Here is a 16,985-nt window from a genome sequence, read left to right as displayed (position 1 = left end):
ATGTATACAAAAAATATTTTAACGTATACATTCTTTTTTAAAACATATTTGAAAACGTATACAACAAGGGGAGGAAACGAAAATGACAAAACGCGTTGGATTTATTGGACTTGGAATTATGGGAAAACCGATGACGCTCAATTTATTAAAAGCAGGCTTTGAGGTAACGGTTTACGATATTAATAAGGCAGCAGTAGAAGAAGTGAAAGCAGCAGGAGGATTTGGAGCAGAAAGTCTTGCTGAAGTTGCAGTGAACAGCGACGTGATGATCACGATGCTTCCGGCTTCACATCATGTAAAAAGCGTAGTGCTTGGAGAAGAAGGGTTGATTCATAGCGCAAAAGAAGGAAGCGTTATCATCGATATGAGCTCCATTTCACCGGTAGCATCAAAAGAAATTGCCGCTGAACTTGCACAAAAAGGAATTCACATGCTAGACGCTCCGGTTAGCGGCGGAGAGCCAAAAGCAATTGACGGCACGCTTGCGATTATGGTCGGGGGAAATGAACAAATCTTTGAAAGCGTTTCATCTATTCTTCATGCGATGGGAGCAGAAATAACGCTTGTTGGTGACAATGGAAGCGGCGTAACGGCTAAGCTTGCAAATCAAGTGATTGTGAACTTAAACATTGCAGCAATGTCTGAAGCGCTTGTACTAGCAGCCAAAGCAGGCATTGACGTTGAAAAAATGTATCAAGCGATTCGCGGCGGATTAGCAGGAAGCGCTGTATTAGATGCAAAAGTGCCGCTTATTTTAGACCGCAACTTTGTAGCAGGCGGACGCATTGATATTAACTTAAAAGATATGACAAACGTGATGGAAACGGCTCATGACATTGGCGTACCGCTTCCGCTTTCAAGTCAGCTTGTGGAAATTTTCCATGCGTTAAAAGTAGACGGAAAAGCAAGCGATGATCACGGTGGGATTGTACAGTACTATGAAAAGTTAGCAAACGTTGAAGTGAAAAAGAAGGTGGAAGCATGATTAAACAAGATGCAAAACGTCTTGTAAGCGATGTGTTTAAAAACATTCCAGCGGTCGATGAAGCGCTTGTACAAAAAATGCTCGACGAAGAGCTTCTGACGTTTAATCAAAAAATCATTGTTCTGGATGATGATCCAACGGGGGTTCAAACTGTTAACGGCATTTCCGTTTATACAGACTGGAGCAAAGACAGCATCAAGCAAGGATTTTTAGAAGAAAACTCCATGTTTTTTATTCTAACAAATTCACGCGGATTTACCGCTTCTGAAACGGAAAAAGCCCACAAAGACATTGCGGCTGTTATTACAGAGGTAGCGGCTGAAGTAGATAAAGAGTTTTTAATTATCAGCAGAGGTGATTCGACTCTTCGCGGTCACTACCCGTTAGAAACGGAAGTATTAAAGAAAACCGTTGAACAGCACTCAAACCAAGTGCTTGACGGCGAAGTGATCTTTCCTTTCTTTAAAGAAGGCGGACGATTCACAGTTGATAACATTCACTACGTGCAGGATGAAGATTACTTAGTGCCGGCAGGAGAAACGGAGTTTGCAAAAGACCGTACGTTTGGCTACAGTAAGTCTCATTTAGGGGAGTGGGTGGAAGAAAAGTCAGAAGGAAAATTCAAAGCAAGTCATACGACATATATTTCGCTCGGGAGCATCCGTGCACTTGATTTAGTGACGATCACAAATCAGTTAATGGAAGTGAAAGACTTTAACAAAGTCGTTGTGAACGCAGTGGATTATGTAGACGTAAAAGTTGTGACGATTGCGCTTCTTCGCGCGATGAAGCTTGGAAAGCACTTTATGTATCGAAGCGCTGCGGCTCTAACAAAAGTGATGGGCGGCGTGAGCGATAAAGATCTTTTAACAAAAGAAGAGCTCATTAAAGAAAAGTCGTCAAACGGCGGATTAATTATGGTTGGCTCGCACGTTAAAAAAACAACAGAGCAGCTGGAAGAATTAAAGAAATGCAGCTTCATTGAATTTATTGAATTTGATTGTCATCTTGTCTTAGAACCTGAAAAATTTGAAGCAGAAGTGAACCGTATTATCACTGAAGCAGAAAAGCTTATTTCCAAAGGTCAAACGGTAGCTGTGTATACAAGACGCGAGCGCTTAGATCTTGGTGAAGGCAAAAAAGAAGAAGAGCTTAAATTATCGGTAAAAATTTCAGATGCGGTTACAAGCATTGTTCGCCGCTTGAACGTTCGTCCAAACTTTATCGTTGCAAAAGGCGGCATTACGTCAAGCGATATCGGCGTAAACGGCTTATCCGTAAAGCGCGCGACGGTTGCTGGACAAATCAAACCCGGCATTCCGGTATGGGTAACGGGAGAGGAAAGCAAGTTTCCAAGCATTGCGTACATCATTTTCCCTGGAAACGTTGGAGCCAAAACAACGCTTCGTGAAACGGTTGAATTACTAAGTAAATAGAAAGAAGTGGACGTACGAGGTGCGTTCACTTTAGAAAATATTTGAAAGCGTATACATTATTTGGATGTACGTACATGAAAAATGGTCACACTAAGGGGATGAACATATGAATTCAGTATTTGGATTAAGTCATGAAGCAAGTCTTTTGCTGTATGCGATTGTATCGATCGTTGGACTTATCTTTTTAATTGCCAAATTTAAAACAAATCCGTTCGTAGCGCTGATTGTTGCGGCTTTGTTTATGGGTCTTATTTCAGGAATGAAGCTGCCTGATATCGTAACGGCTTTCCAAGAAGGAGTAGCGAGCGTCTTAGGATTTATCGCGATTGTTCTTGGTCTTGGAACGATGTTAGGTAAAATGATGGCAGAGTCAGGCGGAGCTGAGCGTATTGCCCGCACGTTAATTAAAGTATTCGGTGAAAAGAACGTACACTGGGCAATGATGGTTGTAGCCGTTATTTGCGGGATCCCGGTCTTTTTCCAAGTTGGTGTTGTATTATTAATTCCGCTTGTGTTTGTAATTGCCAAGCATACGGGTACGTCACTTATTAAAATTGGTTTATCATTAATTGCCGGTTTAGCCGTTGTTCACAGTTTAGTACCGCCGCATCCGGCAGCGATGCTAGCGGTAGATATCTTTAAAGCAGATTTAGGTAAAACGATTTTGTATTCATTAGTTGTGGCATTTCCAGCTGCAGCTGTGGCAGGTCCTATTTACGGATCGTTCATTTCACGCCGTGTTCACGTAGAGCCAACGGGTGAAATCATGGAGCAGTTCACAGAGTCGAAGCATAAAGACCTTCCTGGCTTCGGCATTACGTTATTCACGATTTTACTTCCAGTACTATTAATGCTTTTAGCAACAATTACTGGGTTCGTTTATCCAGAAACAAGTACGATTCGCTACGTAACAAACTTTATCGGAAGTCCAATCGTAGCGCTTTTAATTTCATTGGTATTTGCTTTTTATTCGTTCGGTTTTGCAAGAGGGTACAACAAAGATGATCTATTAAAATTCACAAACGAATGTCTTGGACCCGTTGCTTCGATCATTTTAATCATCGGTGCAGGCGGCGGTTTTAACAAAATTTTAACAGCAAGCGGTGTAGGTGACGCGATTGCAGGATTTGCTCAAGATGCTCATCTTTCTCCTATCGTGTTAGCATTTGTGATTGCCGGGTTAATTCGTGCAGCAGTTGGTTCAGCAACAGTAGCCATGACCACAGCAGCAGGTATTGTCGCACCAATTGCAGCAACGATGCCAAACGTAAGCCCAGAGCTGCTAGTACTGGCAACAGGCGCAGGTTCTGTAATGCTATCGCACGTAAATGATTCTGGCTTCTGGTTAATCAAAGAATTCTTCAATATGTCAGTGGCTCAAACGTTAAAAACGTGGACAGTGATGGAAACGATTCTATCATTTGCGGCGTTTGCAATGGTTCTTATTTTAGACATTTTTATTTAAAAGAAAGGCGCTGGCTTCAGCGCTTTTTTCTTTGGATATTAAATATATTCAAAACATTTCAAATAATGAGAAAAAAAGACTAGATTTTTCCCGTTTCGATAGTATAGAATAGTTATAAAGTAGCAAAGGGGGTAGATGTATGACAAATGATGAAAAGTATCAAATTGGTTTGACGACAAAAGCATTGATTCCAGTGAACGATCCTATACACTGCACAAAGGTGCTGGATGAAGCAGGAGAATACATGCTAAGCAAGACCTGTAAGCAATTATTAGAAGAAGCGTGCATTCGAGAATTAAGTACGTTTAAAGGATCCATTGCCGCTGTTCGAAAACTATTTCCCTATAAACAGCTTACACCTCTTGTCATTAGTCGTTCACAAGCGATTATTGCGTTTCCTACATCTTCGCCCAATGACTATAGCTGTGCTTGGATTTTCTCCTCTCACGTTCATACTTCACATACGCTTGCTACAGTTAATTCAACCTCCATGCTGATTCACTTCAAAGACGGAACGTTCATTCCAGTAAAACTTTCTTATTATAGTTTAGAAAAAAAGTTAGCCAGAGCAGCTGTTATTCGGAATTACTGTTTAGAAAGTCCGGTTGTCTTGGCATAATGCGTTCGATTTATCGAATAAACTTGTCCTACATATGAACAATCGTTTGGACTACACATGTGTACTAAAGGAGGAAGCTTATCATAAGCTTCCTCCTTTTTTTATTCCTTAAGAAGTGAGGCCTTTAGCTTTTTGCGAGCTGCTTTCCCCCAGTTTTTAACGGCTCCCGTAGAGACTCCGTATTTGCAGGCAATATCTTTATACGAGTAGCCTTCTAGCAGATGTTCGAGTACATAGATTTTTTCTCTTCCCGTTAAGTGTTCGATATGCTGCTTAATAATTTCACTTTCTAGCGGAACGGGAAGAGCGTGATCTTCGTTTAGTGAAAGCAGGTTCTGCTCAGCCGGTGTTTCACGTTCTTCGTATAAAATGGTGCCTTTTAAATGAGAAAGGATTGTACCCCGCACGGTTGTGTAGGCATAAGCAGAAAAAGATCCTTTGTTTTCGTCAAATTTTTGATACGCTCTCCATAAACCAATCAACGCAATTTGATAATATTCGTCGTAGTCTTTGTAAATATGAAACTTTTTAATCATCGACACAATTAATGGATGAAAAGATGAAGCGATTTGATCAAACGAGCTTTTTTGCATGTAGCATTCCTTTTTCAAAAACGCGTTTTTGCTGTATTCCGCCGGTATCTCTACTGTACAAGGGGAAGATCACATGTGCGAATGAGCGTACATTATGTTTTCTTTTTAAGAAACGTGACGTAATTTCCCCGGAAACTTCACGTTTCGCTAGGAAATATGCGAAGTATACGTGTATTTGTAGAGATTTTACGTACGAAAGGTCCCCCATTCCAATTTCTACTAATCTATACTATTTATATATCGATGTAGCAACTCTACCATCACGGAAGAGCGGTGATGGTAGAGTTGCTAGACATATGCGGCAGTCACCCTCCCTTGCGGGTTTGCGCCTGCCGCATAGGTGAACCTTTTTGGGCAAATTCAGTGAAGTATTTTTGTGGTTGTCCTTTTGTGTTTTCTATTGAATGTAAGTTGGGTGGGCAGAATATAGTTGGTTTTTAAAAAGTGGGTAAAGGGGAGATTGAATGAAGGCGATGGTTGGGGTAAATGTGGCGGCGGCTGTTTTGTGCGGCGCGGTGATGTATGCGGGGACGCAGCACTGGCAGGAGCAAACGGAAGCGCAGGCAAGTGAAGTAAAAACTGCTGTTGTACATAAAGAAAAACAGTTTTCTGATGTATCTGCTTATACAAAAAATCTTCCAGACTTTATTACAAAGCAAATCCAGTCATCTATCGCAAATAAAAAACCTCTGACTCTTGTGGTTGCCACATCCGCAAAGGAAGCAGGGTGGCCTCAGCAGTTAAAAAAAGAGCTAGCAGCTACATATGGACGTGATGTATTTACGGTCAAAACACTTTCATATGGTAACGGGACAACCGATGAGCTTTTATCCTCACATATTGCCGATCAAATTGATCAACTTCAGCCAAACATTATTCTGTTTGAAGCACCTCTTAAAAATGATTATCAGCACCTTACGCTAGATGAGACGCTTGAAAATACAGACAAGCTAATTCATCAGCTCAAAGACTTGAAAAAGACCCTTATGGTTCAGCCGTCACAGCCATATATTTCACACACGGAGTCCTATGAAGAAGGGGTAGAAGCGATCAGGGGAGTATCTGAAGCAAACTGGGTATATTATATGAATCACTCGCTCATTTGGCCGTTTCATTTAGGCGAGTATATCAATAAAGACAGCGGGAATTTAACGAAAAAAGGAAATGAAGTGTGGGGAGAATATGTTGTGAATTGGTTTACGGGAAAATAAAAAACAAGCCATCTTTCTTTTGAAAGATGGCTTGTTTTTTCATAATTTTGCTAGATTGTGACTTTTCTTCGTTTTATAGTAGTAATTTTTGGTATCTCTACACTTATAAAGTTTAAAGCCAAAAATCTCTAAAGGAGTCCAAAATTTCTTAACGTTTATGAGTGGCATTCTGATTCTCCGTTCTGTTCTTTATAAAGGTCTGTATAATTCATTATAAAGAATAAAAGAGTGATAGTAAATAGTATAAAGAACGGTTTATTTAAAAAATTCTTTATAAAGAATTTTTAGGGTTTTTATTTTTGACTTATCAACATATAGGAGTGATTTTTATCATAGCTCAGGTTATTTATTCTTGCTAAATTAATGTTGTGAAAAACATCACAAAATAAAATGCAAAGGATGATCTCAATTAAAACGTAATTAGAGCACTTATTTTTTTTGCTTGCTGTTAAAGCAATGGAATCGCATACATACCATAATAGTGTTAGATAACCTAACACATAAGTTGAACGATTCAGAAAATTCATATATCTTAAATATATCTTTAAAGATGCATAGAAAATATATCTTTGAAACAAGCAGGTATAGACGCCAGGGGAGGAATGGAAGATGCAAAAAAAGAAACTCGTATTGATTGGAAATGGAATGGCTGGAGTTCGAGCGATTGAAGAAGTATTGAAAGTTTCAAACGAAGCGTTTGAAATTACGATTTTCGGAAGCGAGCCGCATCCGAACTATAATCGTATTTTACTATCAAAAGTGCTGCAAGGAGATACGAATGTTGAAGATATTACGTTAAACGATTGGAACTGGTATCAAGAAAACAATATTACATTGTATACGGGCGAAACGGTTACTAGTATCGATTCAGTAAAAAAAGAAATAGCGACAAATAGCGGCAGAGTAGAATCATATGATGAATTAATTTTAGCAACGGGCTCTCTTCCTTTTATTCTTCCGATTCCAGGGTCTGATAAAAAAGGAGTTACGGCTTTTCGAGATATAAAAGACACGGATGAAATGCTGCAGGCATCACAGCAGTATAAAAAAGCAGCGGTTATTGGAGGCGGACTGCTTGGATTAGAAGCGGCGCGCGGACTGTTAAATTTGGGAATGGACGTATCTGTGATTCATTTAGCTCCGTATTTAATGGAACGTCAGCTCGACCCAACAGCCGGCAAATTGCTTCAAAACGAATTAGAAAAACAAGGCATGAAGTTTTTACTTGAAAAACAAACGGCGGAAATCGTCGGCGATGAGCGAGTTGAAGGATTATCTTTTAAAGACGGGACGTTTTTAGAAGCTGATTTAGTCGTGATGGCCGTTGGAATTAAGCCAAATGTTCAGCTTGCAAAAGAAGCGGGACTTAACGTAAACCGAGGAATTGTTGTGAATGACTATATGCAAACGGATATTCCAAACGTCTACGCGGTTGGAGAATGTGCAGAGCATAGAGGAATGGTATATGGACTGGTAGCACCTTTGTATGAACAAGGAAAAGCATTAGCAAAAGCAATTTGCGGGGCAGAAAAAGTGCCTTATGAAGGATCGGTTTTATCCACGCAGCTAAAAGTATCAGGTGTTGAAGTGTTTTCGGCAGGAGACTTCACGGAAGATGAAGAGAAAAAAGCGATCAAGGTGTTCGATGAACAAGACGGCATTTATAAAAAGCTTGTTTTGCGAGGCAATCAAATCGTAGGAGCCGTTCTTTTTGGAGACAGCAGCGACGGAAATCGACTGTTTTCAATGATTCAAAAGCAAGAAGATGTATCTGATGTCGCAAAAGTGTCGATTTTACAGCCTTCTGACGGTAGCGCGGGTGAAAGCTTAGTAGCAAGCATGAGCGTCGATGATATTATTTGCGGCTGTAACGGCGTAACAAAAGGTACGATTTTGGAAGCTATCCAAAAACAAGGATGCTCATCGGTTGATGAAATCAAAGCTTGTACAAGTGCCTCTCGCTCCTGCGGAGGATGTAAACCGCTTGTAGCGGAAGTGCTTCAGCATACGCTTGGCGCTGACTTTGACGCTACGGCTCAAAAAGAAGCGATTTGCGGCTGTACGACTCTGTCACGAGATGAAGTTGTCGAAGAAATTAAAGCAAAAGGCCTTTCGCATACGCGTGAAGTTATGAATGTACTCGGCTGGAACAATGAAGAAGGCTGTTCGAAATGCCGTCCGGCGCTGAACTATTATTTAGGTATGGTGAATCCGACCGGATACGTTGATGAGCGCGAATCACGATTTGTGAATGAACGCATGCACGCGAATATTCAAAAAGACGGCACGTATTCTGTTGTTCCTCGCATGTACGGAGGGGTCACAAATGCAGAAGATTTACGAAAAATTGCAGATGTTGTTGATAAATATGAAATTCCGCTTGTAAAAGTGACGGGTGGACAGCGTCTTGATTTGTTCGGTGTTAAAAAAGAAGATTTGCCTAGCGTATGGGAAGAATTAGATATGCCTTCCGGCTACGCGTACGGCAAGTCGCTGCGAACGGTGAAAACATGCGTCGGCGAACAGTTTTGCCGCTTTGGCACGCAGGATTCAATGGGCGTTGGAATTGCGCTTGAGAAAAAATTTGAAGGACTATGGACGCCTCATAAAGTGAAAATGGCTGTATCCGCTTGTCCGAGAAGCTGTGCTGAGTCAGGCATTAAAGATATTGGCTTTATTGGAATCGACGGCGGCTGGGAAATTTACGTGGGCGGAAATGGAGGTACGCATCTTCGCGGCGGAGATTTGTTGTATAAAGTAAAAACAGACGAAGAATTGATGGACATCACAGGAGCGTATTTACAGTACTACCGAGAAACGGCTAATTACTTAGAGCGTACGTCTGCATGGATTGAGCGCATGGGACTTTCGCACATTCAATCAGTGCTTGATGACGCCCAGACGAGAAGAGAGCTGAATATGCGTATGGACGAAGCGTTATCTACGTACCGTGATCCTTGGAAAGAAATCGTCGAAAGCAAAAAAACGAAAAAAGAGCTGTTCGAAACAGTTGTCACATCATAATGCTGGGGGGAAATAAAGATGGTGAATAAAAACATTACAAAAGTATGCGTAGGGTCAATTCATGATTTTCCAGTAAGCCTTGGTAAAACAGTGAAAGTAAACGGAAAAGAAATTGCGGTGTTTAAGCTATCAAGCGGAAAAATACGGGCAATTGAAAATCGCTGTCCGCATAAAGGCGGGGTGCTAAGTGAAGGGATCGTGAGCGGCGACTCGGTGTTTTGTCCGATGCACGACTGGAAAATTTGCCTGCATGACGGTAACGTGCAAGAGCCTGACAGTGGCTGTGTAGACACGTACGAAGCGTCTGTTGAAGGAGATTTGCTGTATCTTTTAATTGAAGAATAAGTAACGAGGCGCGTTGATTTTCAACGCGCCATAAAAATTCAAGGGGACACACTAAAAGGAGCGAAGCAAAAATGAGAACAGGAAAAGTGTACATTGTAGGAGCCGGACCAGGAGATCCAGATTTGCTAACGATAAAAGCAGCCAAATGTTTAGAAAAAGCAGACGTTATTTTATATGACCGATTAGTGAACCCTGTTCTTCTTCAGTATGCAAAAGAAGGAACGGAACTCGTCTACTGCGGGAAAAAGCCTGGTGATCACTGCGTTTCTCAAGAGGATATTCATGATTTACTTGTATTCTACGCAAGAAAAGGAAACATCGTCGTGCGGTTAAAAGGCGGAGATCCGTTTATTTTCGGAAGAGGCGGGGAAGAAGCAGAAGTGCTCGTTCAGAATGGAATTCCATTTGAAGTCGTTCCGGGTATTACAGCAGGCATCGCGGCACCGGCCTATGCTGGAATTCCTGTGACCCATCGTGAGCTGAGCCGTTCGTTTGCCGTTGTGACGGGACACTGCTTGAGCGGAAAGCCGGAAAGTATTCGCTGGGAGCATTTAGCAAAAGGAGTTGATACGCTTGCGATTTATATGGGCGTTAAAAACTTGCCTTATATTTGCCGTCAGCTTTTAGACGCCGGAAAAAGCGCGGATACGCCGGTCGCTCTTATTGAACAAGGCACGTCGGTTTATCAGCGCACGGTTACAGGCACGCTTGGCACAATTGTAGATACGGCTGCTGAGCAGCAAGTGAGCAATCCCGCGATGATTGTGATTGGTGAAGTGGTGAAGCAAGCTTCTGTTCTTTCGTGGTTTTTGGAAAAAACAGAAGAAAAAGTATGCGTCTAGTATGAATAAAAGGAGGAAACGCTTTTGTTTAAGAATTCACTGCAGTCAATGAATGAGTTAGCCCGCGAAAAAACGAAGCTTGTGAATGATCATTTACCGAGTTATTTGCTGTTAGCTGTACTAGCGGGTGCTTACGTGGGACTTGGCGTTATATTAGCTCTATCGGTAGGAGCGCCTTTAGCTTCTGCTTCTTTACCGGTCGTTTCTCTTGTGATGGGGTTATCTTTTGCTGTTGCTCTCCTGCTTGTTGTATTTGCAGGAGCTGAATTGTTTACGGGGAATCATATGGTTTATACGGTCAGTACGCTATCAGGAGTCACCACATGGAAAGATACGTTCAAAAACTGGACGTGGTGTTTTATCGGAAATGCGATAGGAGCGTTTGGGCTTTGTTTGTTAATTACCGGAACCGGTTTGTTTAAAGGAATTGAACTCAATCATTTACTCATGACGCTGGCAGCTAAAAAAATGAATTTGCCGGTCAGTGAATTGTTTTTTCGCGGCATCCTTTGCAACTGGCTTGTTTGTCTGGCGATTTGGACCGCTTCGCGCACTAAAAGTGATGCAGCAAAGATCATGCTTATTTTTTGGATGCTGTTTGCATTTGTTGCTTCAGGATACGAGCACAGCGTGGCAAATATGACGTTTCTTAGTCTGGCTTTATTGCTTCCGCATCCCGATGCGATTTCGGCTGCTGGGCTATTTCATAATTTAATTCCTGTTACGCTCGGAAACATCGTAGGGGGAGGACTGTTTGTAGGAAGCATTTACTGGTTTGTGAATGCTAGGCAGCTAAAAGAAGTTAAAAAACAGCCGGCTGCTCTCTCAGCTGATTTGGATTCTGCTAAACTGTCTAAATAGCAAAAAAACCGCTCTTTGTACCATATAGTCTGCTTTTAAAGCTATCATAACGGTATTTTAGAGCGGTTTTCTTCTATATAATATAAACTGCTTAAAGCGTATTCACATCTATACGTATCGAACAAGCAGTATTGTTCTTCATTTTATAGAAACAGGATGTCTGTGAGAATTGAATCCGAACAGATTCTGTTGAAATGAATGTGTGAGGGTGCAGATATCATCGAAGAGGCAGAGGGCATCTTAGAATTTTAATGTTGTTTGGCATTTTATGCTCTTTTTGAGCTTCCTTAAAGCAGTTGTACATTGCTTTGCTGCCTAAATGATTGGCGGAGTGAATCGTAATTCGATCGGCATATAAATGGTGCTTTACCATAAAATGCACGAGCATTAATCCATTCCGTGTCTTGCTGAGTAAATCGTGATCGAGTGACAAATGTTCAACATCGAATGATCTTAAAAGATCAATACATTCATCAATCGTTTCGGCTAAAACATGACCGTCAGGGCACTTGCGATAGTCGTCTAGAAAAACATTGATTTTCATGACTGATTCTCCCTTCCTTGCCTTGTATTTAGTGTAACATACATAATGTCATATACCTACCTAAGTCTATTCGACACGTTTTAAGCTATTCCTTCTTAAATAGGGGTAAAAACAAGATTTTTTATCATTATTTGCATATTCACGGCGAATAAACAGGAAATAAGGAAAGAGATGTCGAACGAAAAATCAATAGAGAGACAGTTTAAACTGGAAATTAACTTTTTTTATTTTGTGATCTTTGTTTAACAAGGTCATTTAAATCCCATATTTGACAAGGGATGGAAAAGGTTTAATGAATAAAAGATTGTGAGAAAAAAACGATAATTTGCGATTTTTTTAAAATAAATTGGAAATTTCTCTTTACGAAAAAGATGGTTGGGACGTATAATTTGATTTAAGGATTTTTTGGAACATAGTATGACAATATGACAAAAAAGAAAAGTAAGGTGAATAGAATGGGTAAGTTATTTAGTATCGGTGAAGTATTAATTGATATGATTCCAGCTCAAAAAGGTCTTCAATTAAAAGAAGTGGAATCGTTTACGCGTGTGCCAGGCGGAGCGCCGGCAAACGTTGCGGCAGTTGTTGCTACATACGGTAATGAGTCAGCGCTTATTACAAAAGTTGGAGAAGATGCGTTTGGAGACTTTCTAGTAGATACGCTTCGTGAAGTAGGAGTAGGTACTGATATGGTCTATCGTACAGAAGAAGCAAACACAGCATTAGCTTTTGTTTCTCTGCGTGAAGACGGAGAAAGAGATTTCAGCTTCTATCGTAATCCTTCAGCAGATTTATTGCTAACTGAAGACGAAATTAACCCTGATTGGTTTGCAAGCAACGATCTTCTTCATTTCTGTTCGGTTGATTTAGTTGAAAGTCCTATGAAATACGCTCATATGAAAGCGATTAAAAGCATGAAAGAAAAAGGCGGAGTTATCAGCTTTGATCCAAATGTACGTCTTCCACTGTGGAAAGACCACGAGCTATGCCGTCAAACGATTTTAGAATTTATTCCTCAAGCGCACATTGTCAAAATTTCAGACGACGAGCTAGCGTTTATCACAGGCATTGAAGATGAACAGCAAGCGATTCAGTCTCTATTTACAGGTGACGTTCAAGTAGTTGTGTTCACAAAAGGTGCAGAAGGCGCAACGCTTTATACAAAAGAAGCTGTCTATGAATCAAAAGGTTACAAAGTAGCGGTTGTTGATACAACAGGTGCAGGAGATGCGTTTATTGGCGGATTCCTTTATCAGCTATTAAGCCGCGATGTGTCACAAGAAAACTTAACAGCTATTCTTGACTCTGACCACGACGCTATTTTGCGCTTTGCCAATGCAAGCGGTGCCTTAACGACAACTGGAAAAGGTGCGATCAGTTCAATTCCAGCTAAAGAAGTAGTAGAGCAATTTTGTAAGCCTGTAGCTAACTAAAATGAAAAGGCTTTATCTCTTCTTATTTTCAATCAGCAGAGGCGTCCGTTTCTGCTGATTGCAGATCACATAAGAGAGAGAAGCGAGCTGCGGAGCAAGAAGAAAAAAAATTTTTCTGTTTTTAAAAAATAATCAAAAAAATTTCTAGCTAAATAATAAATGTTCGTGTTAGTATAATACGAGCAGCAAGAAATAGCAGCTTTACCACCAATTATGAAAACGTTATATATTTATCGATGCAGAACATTTAATAGGACTAAAGAGCGATCCTATTAAATGTTCTATACCTAAGCGGTTGCTGCCCCCCTTGCGGGGTAGGCAGCAGACGCATAGGTGAACCTTTGGGGGAATATTCGAGGGAGTATGAGTGCTTGGTCCTTAGCCCTTGATGAAAGAAAAGCAGCAGGTCGTTACATACGATGTACATAGATTAGAAATAGGAAAGTAGGTTAAGAGAAAGATGGATATTTTGCTAGGTGTTCTTCCTTCCGTTGCGTGGGGAAGCATGATTTTAGTTAGTATGAAGATGGGCGGTGGACCTTACAGTCAAACGCTTGGAACAATCATTGGAGCTTTGATTCTTTCATTTGTTCAGTTTATGATTGTGCAGCCGGTGTTAACGCCAACGCTTGTTATTGTCGGAATTGTTTCAGGTTTGTTCTGGTCAGTAGGTCAAAGCAATCAGTTTAAAAGTGTTCCATACCTTGGTGTTTCAAAGTCAATGCCGATTTCAACGGGTATGCAATTAGTATCAACAGCTCTTTTTGGTGTTATTGTATTTAAAGAATGGTCAACGCTTCAAACGATTGTGCTTGGATCTATTGCAATTCTTTTAATACTAGCAGGCGTTGTGCTTTCTTCATTAGACGGTAAAAAAGAAGGAGCACAAGGGACTCCGGGACAAACGAAAAAAGGAGTTATCACTCTTATCATTTCAAGTCTTGGATTCTTAGTTTACGTAGTTATCGCACGTATCTTTAACGTAGACGCATGGGCAGCTCTATTCCCGCAAGCAATTGGTATGTTAATTGGCGGTTTAATCATTACATATAAACATAAGCCATTTAACAAATATACGATTCGTAATATCTTACCAGGTCTAATCTGGGCATCTGGAAATATGTTCTTATTCTTATCTCAATCAAGACTAGGCGTAGCAACAAGCTTTTCATTATCGCAAATGGGTATCGTTATTTCAATTTTTGGCGGTATTGTCTTCTTGGGAGAAAAGAAAACGAAGCGTCAATTATTCTATGTATCTCTTGCGAGTGTACTGATTATTTCAGGCGGTATCTGCATAGGCCTCGCAAAAGCCCACGCTTAATATATCGATGTAGAAAAACCCCCATGGCTAAAGTGCAGCCATGGGGGTTTTTCTAGACCTAAGGGTTTGAGGCACCCCTTGCGGGGTAGCCTCAAACCCTTAGTGGAGGTCAAAACCTTTAGTTAAAAACAAATCTTAGTGCTCTTCAGTGCTCTTCTGAATTTCAAAGCTGCATGTTTCTGTTGAGGGGTTCTCGTTCTTAAGACTGAGGATTTTTCATTCTTTGTTAGGAAGCTGTTTGGTGTGAAATGGCTTATAGTAGTAGGAAAGGATGGAGGAGAGGCTATGATTAAGAGTATTTATGAGACGCATGTGCAGGTGCGGAGTTTGGAGGATTCGATTGAGTTTTATAGACGTCTTGGGCTGACGTTTGTTCATAAAATTGAAGAGAGGCGCTGTGCTTTTTTCTTTGTTGGGGAACAAAAGCAGATGCTCGGGCTTTGGGAAACCGATGAAAAAGAGTTGAAAAGAAGTCATTTTGCTTTTGGAATTGAAGCAGCAGATATTTATGAAGCGTTAACGTGGCTGCGTTCAAAAGGTATTGAACCTGAAGAAACGTCGTTCGGAAAGCCTCAGACAGAGCCGATTGTTCATACGTGGATGCCGGCAGCGTGCGTGTATTTTGATGACCCTGACGGTAACAGCTTGGAATTACTTACGCTTTTGGATGATGAGCCCGTTGTATCTAAGGATTTTCCGTATTTAAGTGAATGGAATAAAGAGACCGGGACGAAATTATTTTAGCACAAGTGAAAAACGAACCACTGATCAACGTGTTTGATTAGCGGTTCGTTTTTTTAGTTATGGTAAACGTAGGTTTCATATGTGTAGGTCTTTCTAGCAGTTGATTGGAGGGCAAGGCGAAGACTCCTGCGGGAAAAGCGGAATAGGTGAGACCCCGCAGGAGCGAAAGCGACGAGGAGGCTCACCGGCCGCCTGCGGAAAGCGAAGTCTTGCATGGAAATTAACTGCGGTGTCATAAGCGATTTATACGAGCTCGTGTATCCCGTTTGTTCATCTTTAGGTTGGATTCATTTCGTTATGTCTCAACCTTTTTTATGTATCACAAACGTAGAATTGACATAATAATAAACATATAATATATTTGTTTATAAATTAATAAACAAAAAAGAAAGGTGTCTATTTAAATGGTAAATGACTTGTTTTGGGAATCATCTTTTGAAGATATGAAGAAAGGGTACGGGGAAAGCGAAGATCACTACCACTGCTTACTGTGCGGTGAAAGCATTGAAAAAGGCATTATTTATCCGGTGGAAGGAGTTTTTTATGAAACAAAACGCTATATGAAGCTTCATGTGGAACAGCAGCACGGGTCTGTGTTTCATCATTTAATAGGGCTAGATAAAGAAGTAACGGGTCTTTCTGATCATCAAAAAAATTTAGTGAAGTTTTTTAAAGAAGGAAAAAGTGATAGTGATATTCAAAAAGAAATGGGAATCGGCAGTTCATCCACCATTCGGAATCACCGCTTTACGTTAAAGAAAAAAGAGCGTCAGGCAAAAGTGTTTTTAACGCTGATGGAACTGTTAAATGAAGGGGAAGAAGAGAAGGCGGTACCCGTAACAAATACGGTGCCTAGAAGAAGTCAGCGCTACAGCGTCAGTGATGAAGAACGTGAAAAAATTTTAGCGGAGAATTTTCCTCAAGGTTTAAACGGACCGCTTCGTACTTTTCATTTGCAAGAAAAACACCGTCTTGTTGTTCTTGAAGAATTAAGCGGTCATTTTGAGTTTGGCGCAACGTATACCGAAAAAGAAGTAAATGATAGGTTAGCACCTTTTTATGACGATTATGCGGTGCTGCGACGCTATTTAATTGAGTACGGTTTCTTAGAGCGCAGCGCAGACGGAAGCAGCTACTGGAGAAAAGGAGAGACAGGGATGAGTATGGACTCAAAAGACTATAAAAAACAAATGAAGCAGCTAGCGAAAGAAGTAAAAACAGAAGGCGGCGTGTATCAAATTAAAAACCTTCAAAACGATAAGATTTACATTGGCTCTACGCCTAACATCAAAACGTTAAACGGCGTAAAGTTCACGTTAAAGACGAACACTCATCAAAATAAAGAGCTTCAAGATGAGTGGAATACGTATGGTGCGGATGCTTTTTCAATTGAGATGCTGGAAACGATTAAAAGAGAAGAAGAAAAAGCACTTTCAAAAAAGGATTTGCTAAAACTAGAAGCGAAATGGTTAGAGAAGCTGCAGCCTTACGGGGAAAAAGGCTATCATTCGCCCAAAGCTGATACAAAGGAGAAATAGGTGTGAAGAATCAAGATGTGA

At 40.7% G+C, this 16,985-nt stretch carries 16 protein-coding genes; 14 read left to right on the top strand and 2 right to left on the bottom strand.

What is annotated here, in order from left to right; genetic code table 11:
- The first annotated feature begins 82 nt into the window (after positions 1-82).
- The 4 genes from garR (at position 83) to WKH56_RS12415 (ending at position 4,505) form a co-directional block, all read left to right on the top strand.
- A complete protein-coding gene (gene garR / locus WKH56_RS12430; protein ID WP_337133497.1) occupies positions 83-985 on the top strand; it encodes a 2-hydroxy-3-oxopropionate reductase in 903 nt (300 codons plus the stop codon).
- Positions 982-2,421 (top strand): four-carbon acid sugar kinase family protein, encoded by a 1,440-nt coding sequence (locus WKH56_RS12425; RefSeq protein WP_342835662.1) that lies wholly within the window; start codon positions 982-984, stop codon positions 2,419-2,421. Before garR ends, WKH56_RS12425 begins: the two co-directional genes overlap by 4 nt.
- A 106-nt stretch (positions 2,422-2,527) precedes the next feature.
- Positions 2,528-3,886, top strand: coding sequence for a GntT/GntP/DsdX family permease (locus WKH56_RS12420; RefSeq protein ID WP_013055857.1), 1,359 nt, complete (start codon positions 2,528-2,530; stop codon positions 3,884-3,886).
- Between the two features lie 139 nt (positions 3,887-4,025).
- Positions 4,026-4,505, top strand: a complete 480-nt coding sequence (locus tag WKH56_RS12415) for a competence protein ComK (protein WP_342835661.1) — start codon at positions 4,026-4,028, stop codon at positions 4,503-4,505.
- A gap of 101 nt (positions 4,506-4,606) precedes the next feature.
- Here the strand turns inward: WKH56_RS12415 and WKH56_RS12410 are convergent, their stop codons facing one another.
- Positions 4,607-5,098, bottom strand: coding sequence for a sigma-70 family RNA polymerase sigma factor (locus WKH56_RS12410; protein ID WP_342835660.1), 492 nt, complete (start codon positions 5,096-5,098; stop codon positions 4,607-4,609).
- A 464-nt stretch (positions 5,099-5,562) separates the two neighbouring features.
- On the opposite strand from WKH56_RS12410, the gene WKH56_RS12405 reads away from it, so the two are divergent.
- The 5 genes from WKH56_RS12405 (at position 5,563) to WKH56_RS12385 (ending at position 11,381) form a co-directional block, all read left to right on the top strand.
- Positions 5,563-6,309 carry an SGNH/GDSL hydrolase family protein gene (locus WKH56_RS12405; protein ID WP_342835659.1) on the top strand — a complete coding sequence of 249 codons (747 nt, stop codon included), beginning with the start codon at positions 5,563-5,565 and terminating at the stop codon, positions 6,307-6,309.
- Positions 6,310-6,918: 609 nt separating this feature from the next.
- Positions 6,919-9,333 (top strand): nitrite reductase large subunit NirB, encoded by a 2,415-nt coding sequence (gene nirB, locus WKH56_RS12400; RefSeq protein WP_342835658.1) that lies wholly within the window; start codon positions 6,919-6,921, stop codon positions 9,331-9,333.
- Between the two features lie 18 nt (positions 9,334-9,351).
- A complete protein-coding gene (gene nirD / locus WKH56_RS12395; RefSeq protein WP_013055862.1) occupies positions 9,352-9,678 on the top strand; it encodes a nitrite reductase small subunit NirD in 327 nt (108 codons plus the stop codon).
- Positions 9,679-9,749: 71 nt separating this feature from the next.
- Positions 9,750-10,520, top strand: a complete 771-nt coding sequence (gene cobA, locus WKH56_RS12390; protein WP_033578318.1) for a uroporphyrinogen-III C-methyltransferase — start codon at positions 9,750-9,752, stop codon at positions 10,518-10,520.
- 24 nt (positions 10,521-10,544) lie between these two features.
- The gene (locus tag WKH56_RS12385) at positions 10,545-11,381 is read left to right on the top strand and encodes a formate/nitrite transporter family protein (protein ID WP_243557265.1); all 837 of its coding nucleotides are present in this window, start codon (positions 10,545-10,547) and stop codon (positions 11,379-11,381) included.
- A gap of 217 nt (positions 11,382-11,598) precedes the next feature.
- On the opposite strand, the gene WKH56_RS12380 is transcribed toward WKH56_RS12385, so the two are convergent.
- A complete protein-coding gene (locus WKH56_RS12380; protein WP_014461165.1) occupies positions 11,599-11,925 on the bottom strand; it encodes a cyclic-phosphate processing receiver domain-containing protein in 327 nt (108 codons plus the stop codon).
- A 455-nt stretch (positions 11,926-12,380) separates the two neighbouring features.
- On the opposite strand from WKH56_RS12380, the gene WKH56_RS12375 reads away from it, so the two are divergent.
- From WKH56_RS12375 to WKH56_RS12355, 5 genes are all read left to right on the top strand, one after another.
- The gene (locus tag WKH56_RS12375; RefSeq protein ID WP_342835657.1) at positions 12,381-13,358 is read left to right on the top strand and encodes a carbohydrate kinase family protein; all 978 of its coding nucleotides are present in this window, start codon (positions 12,381-12,383) and stop codon (positions 13,356-13,358) included.
- Positions 13,359-13,818: 460 nt separating this feature from the next.
- Complete coding sequence (locus tag WKH56_RS12370) at positions 13,819-14,682, top strand: GRP family sugar transporter (RefSeq protein ID WP_014461163.1); 864 nt, start codon at positions 13,819-13,821, stop codon at positions 14,680-14,682.
- Positions 14,683-14,967: 285 nt separating this feature from the next.
- Complete coding sequence (locus tag WKH56_RS12365) at positions 14,968-15,426, top strand: VOC family protein (RefSeq protein WP_342835656.1); 459 nt, start codon at positions 14,968-14,970, stop codon at positions 15,424-15,426.
- A 100-nt stretch (positions 15,427-15,526) separates the two neighbouring features.
- A complete protein-coding gene (locus WKH56_RS12360) occupies positions 15,527-15,664 on the top strand; it encodes a hypothetical protein (protein WP_325077775.1) in 138 nt (45 codons plus the stop codon).
- A gap of 166 nt (positions 15,665-15,830) precedes the next feature.
- Positions 15,831-16,964 carry a DUF2087 domain-containing protein gene (locus WKH56_RS12355; RefSeq protein ID WP_342835655.1) on the top strand — a complete coding sequence of 378 codons (1,134 nt, stop codon included), beginning with the start codon at positions 15,831-15,833 and terminating at the stop codon, positions 16,962-16,964.
- Positions 16,965-16,985 lie beyond the last annotated feature (21 nt).

Source organism: Priestia sp. SB1 (assembly GCF_038898415.1).
The sequence above is the reverse complement of the archived record's forward strand: the minus strand, read 5'-3'. Positions and strand labels throughout refer to the sequence as shown.

Excerpts from the sequence above, each read along its gene's own strand:
- garR (WP_337133497.1), top strand. The coding sequence starts at position 83 with ATGACAAAACGCGTTGGATTTATTGGACTTGGAATTATGGGAAAACCG.
- WKH56_RS12425 (WP_342835662.1), top strand. The coding sequence starts at position 982 with ATGATTAAACAAGATGCAAAACGTCTTGTAAGCGATGTGTTTAAAAAC.
- WKH56_RS12420 (WP_013055857.1), top strand. The coding sequence starts at position 2,528 with ATGAATTCAGTATTTGGATTAAGTCATGAAGCAAGTCTTTTGCTGTAT.
- WKH56_RS12415 (WP_342835661.1), top strand. The coding sequence starts at position 4,026 with ATGACAAATGATGAAAAGTATCAAATTGGTTTGACGACAAAAGCATTG.
- WKH56_RS12410 (WP_342835660.1), bottom strand. The coding sequence starts at position 5,098 with ATGCAAAAAAGCTCGTTTGATCAAATCGCTTCATCTTTTCATCCATTA.
- WKH56_RS12405 (WP_342835659.1), top strand. The coding sequence starts at position 5,563 with ATGAAGGCGATGGTTGGGGTAAATGTGGCGGCGGCTGTTTTGTGCGGC.
- nirB (WP_342835658.1), top strand. The coding sequence starts at position 6,919 with ATGCAAAAAAAGAAACTCGTATTGATTGGAAATGGAATGGCTGGAGTT.
- nirD (WP_013055862.1), top strand. The coding sequence starts at position 9,352 with ATGGTGAATAAAAACATTACAAAAGTATGCGTAGGGTCAATTCATGAT.
- cobA (WP_033578318.1), top strand. The coding sequence starts at position 9,750 with ATGAGAACAGGAAAAGTGTACATTGTAGGAGCCGGACCAGGAGATCCA.
- WKH56_RS12380 (WP_014461165.1), bottom strand. The coding sequence starts at position 11,925 with ATGAAAATCAATGTTTTTCTAGACGACTATCGCAAGTGCCCTGACGGT.
- WKH56_RS12375 (WP_342835657.1), top strand. The coding sequence starts at position 12,381 with ATGGGTAAGTTATTTAGTATCGGTGAAGTATTAATTGATATGATTCCA.
- WKH56_RS12370 (WP_014461163.1), top strand. The coding sequence starts at position 13,819 with ATGGATATTTTGCTAGGTGTTCTTCCTTCCGTTGCGTGGGGAAGCATG.
- WKH56_RS12365 (WP_342835656.1), top strand. The coding sequence starts at position 14,968 with ATGATTAAGAGTATTTATGAGACGCATGTGCAGGTGCGGAGTTTGGAG.
- WKH56_RS12355 (WP_342835655.1), top strand. The coding sequence starts at position 15,831 with ATGGTAAATGACTTGTTTTGGGAATCATCTTTTGAAGATATGAAGAAA.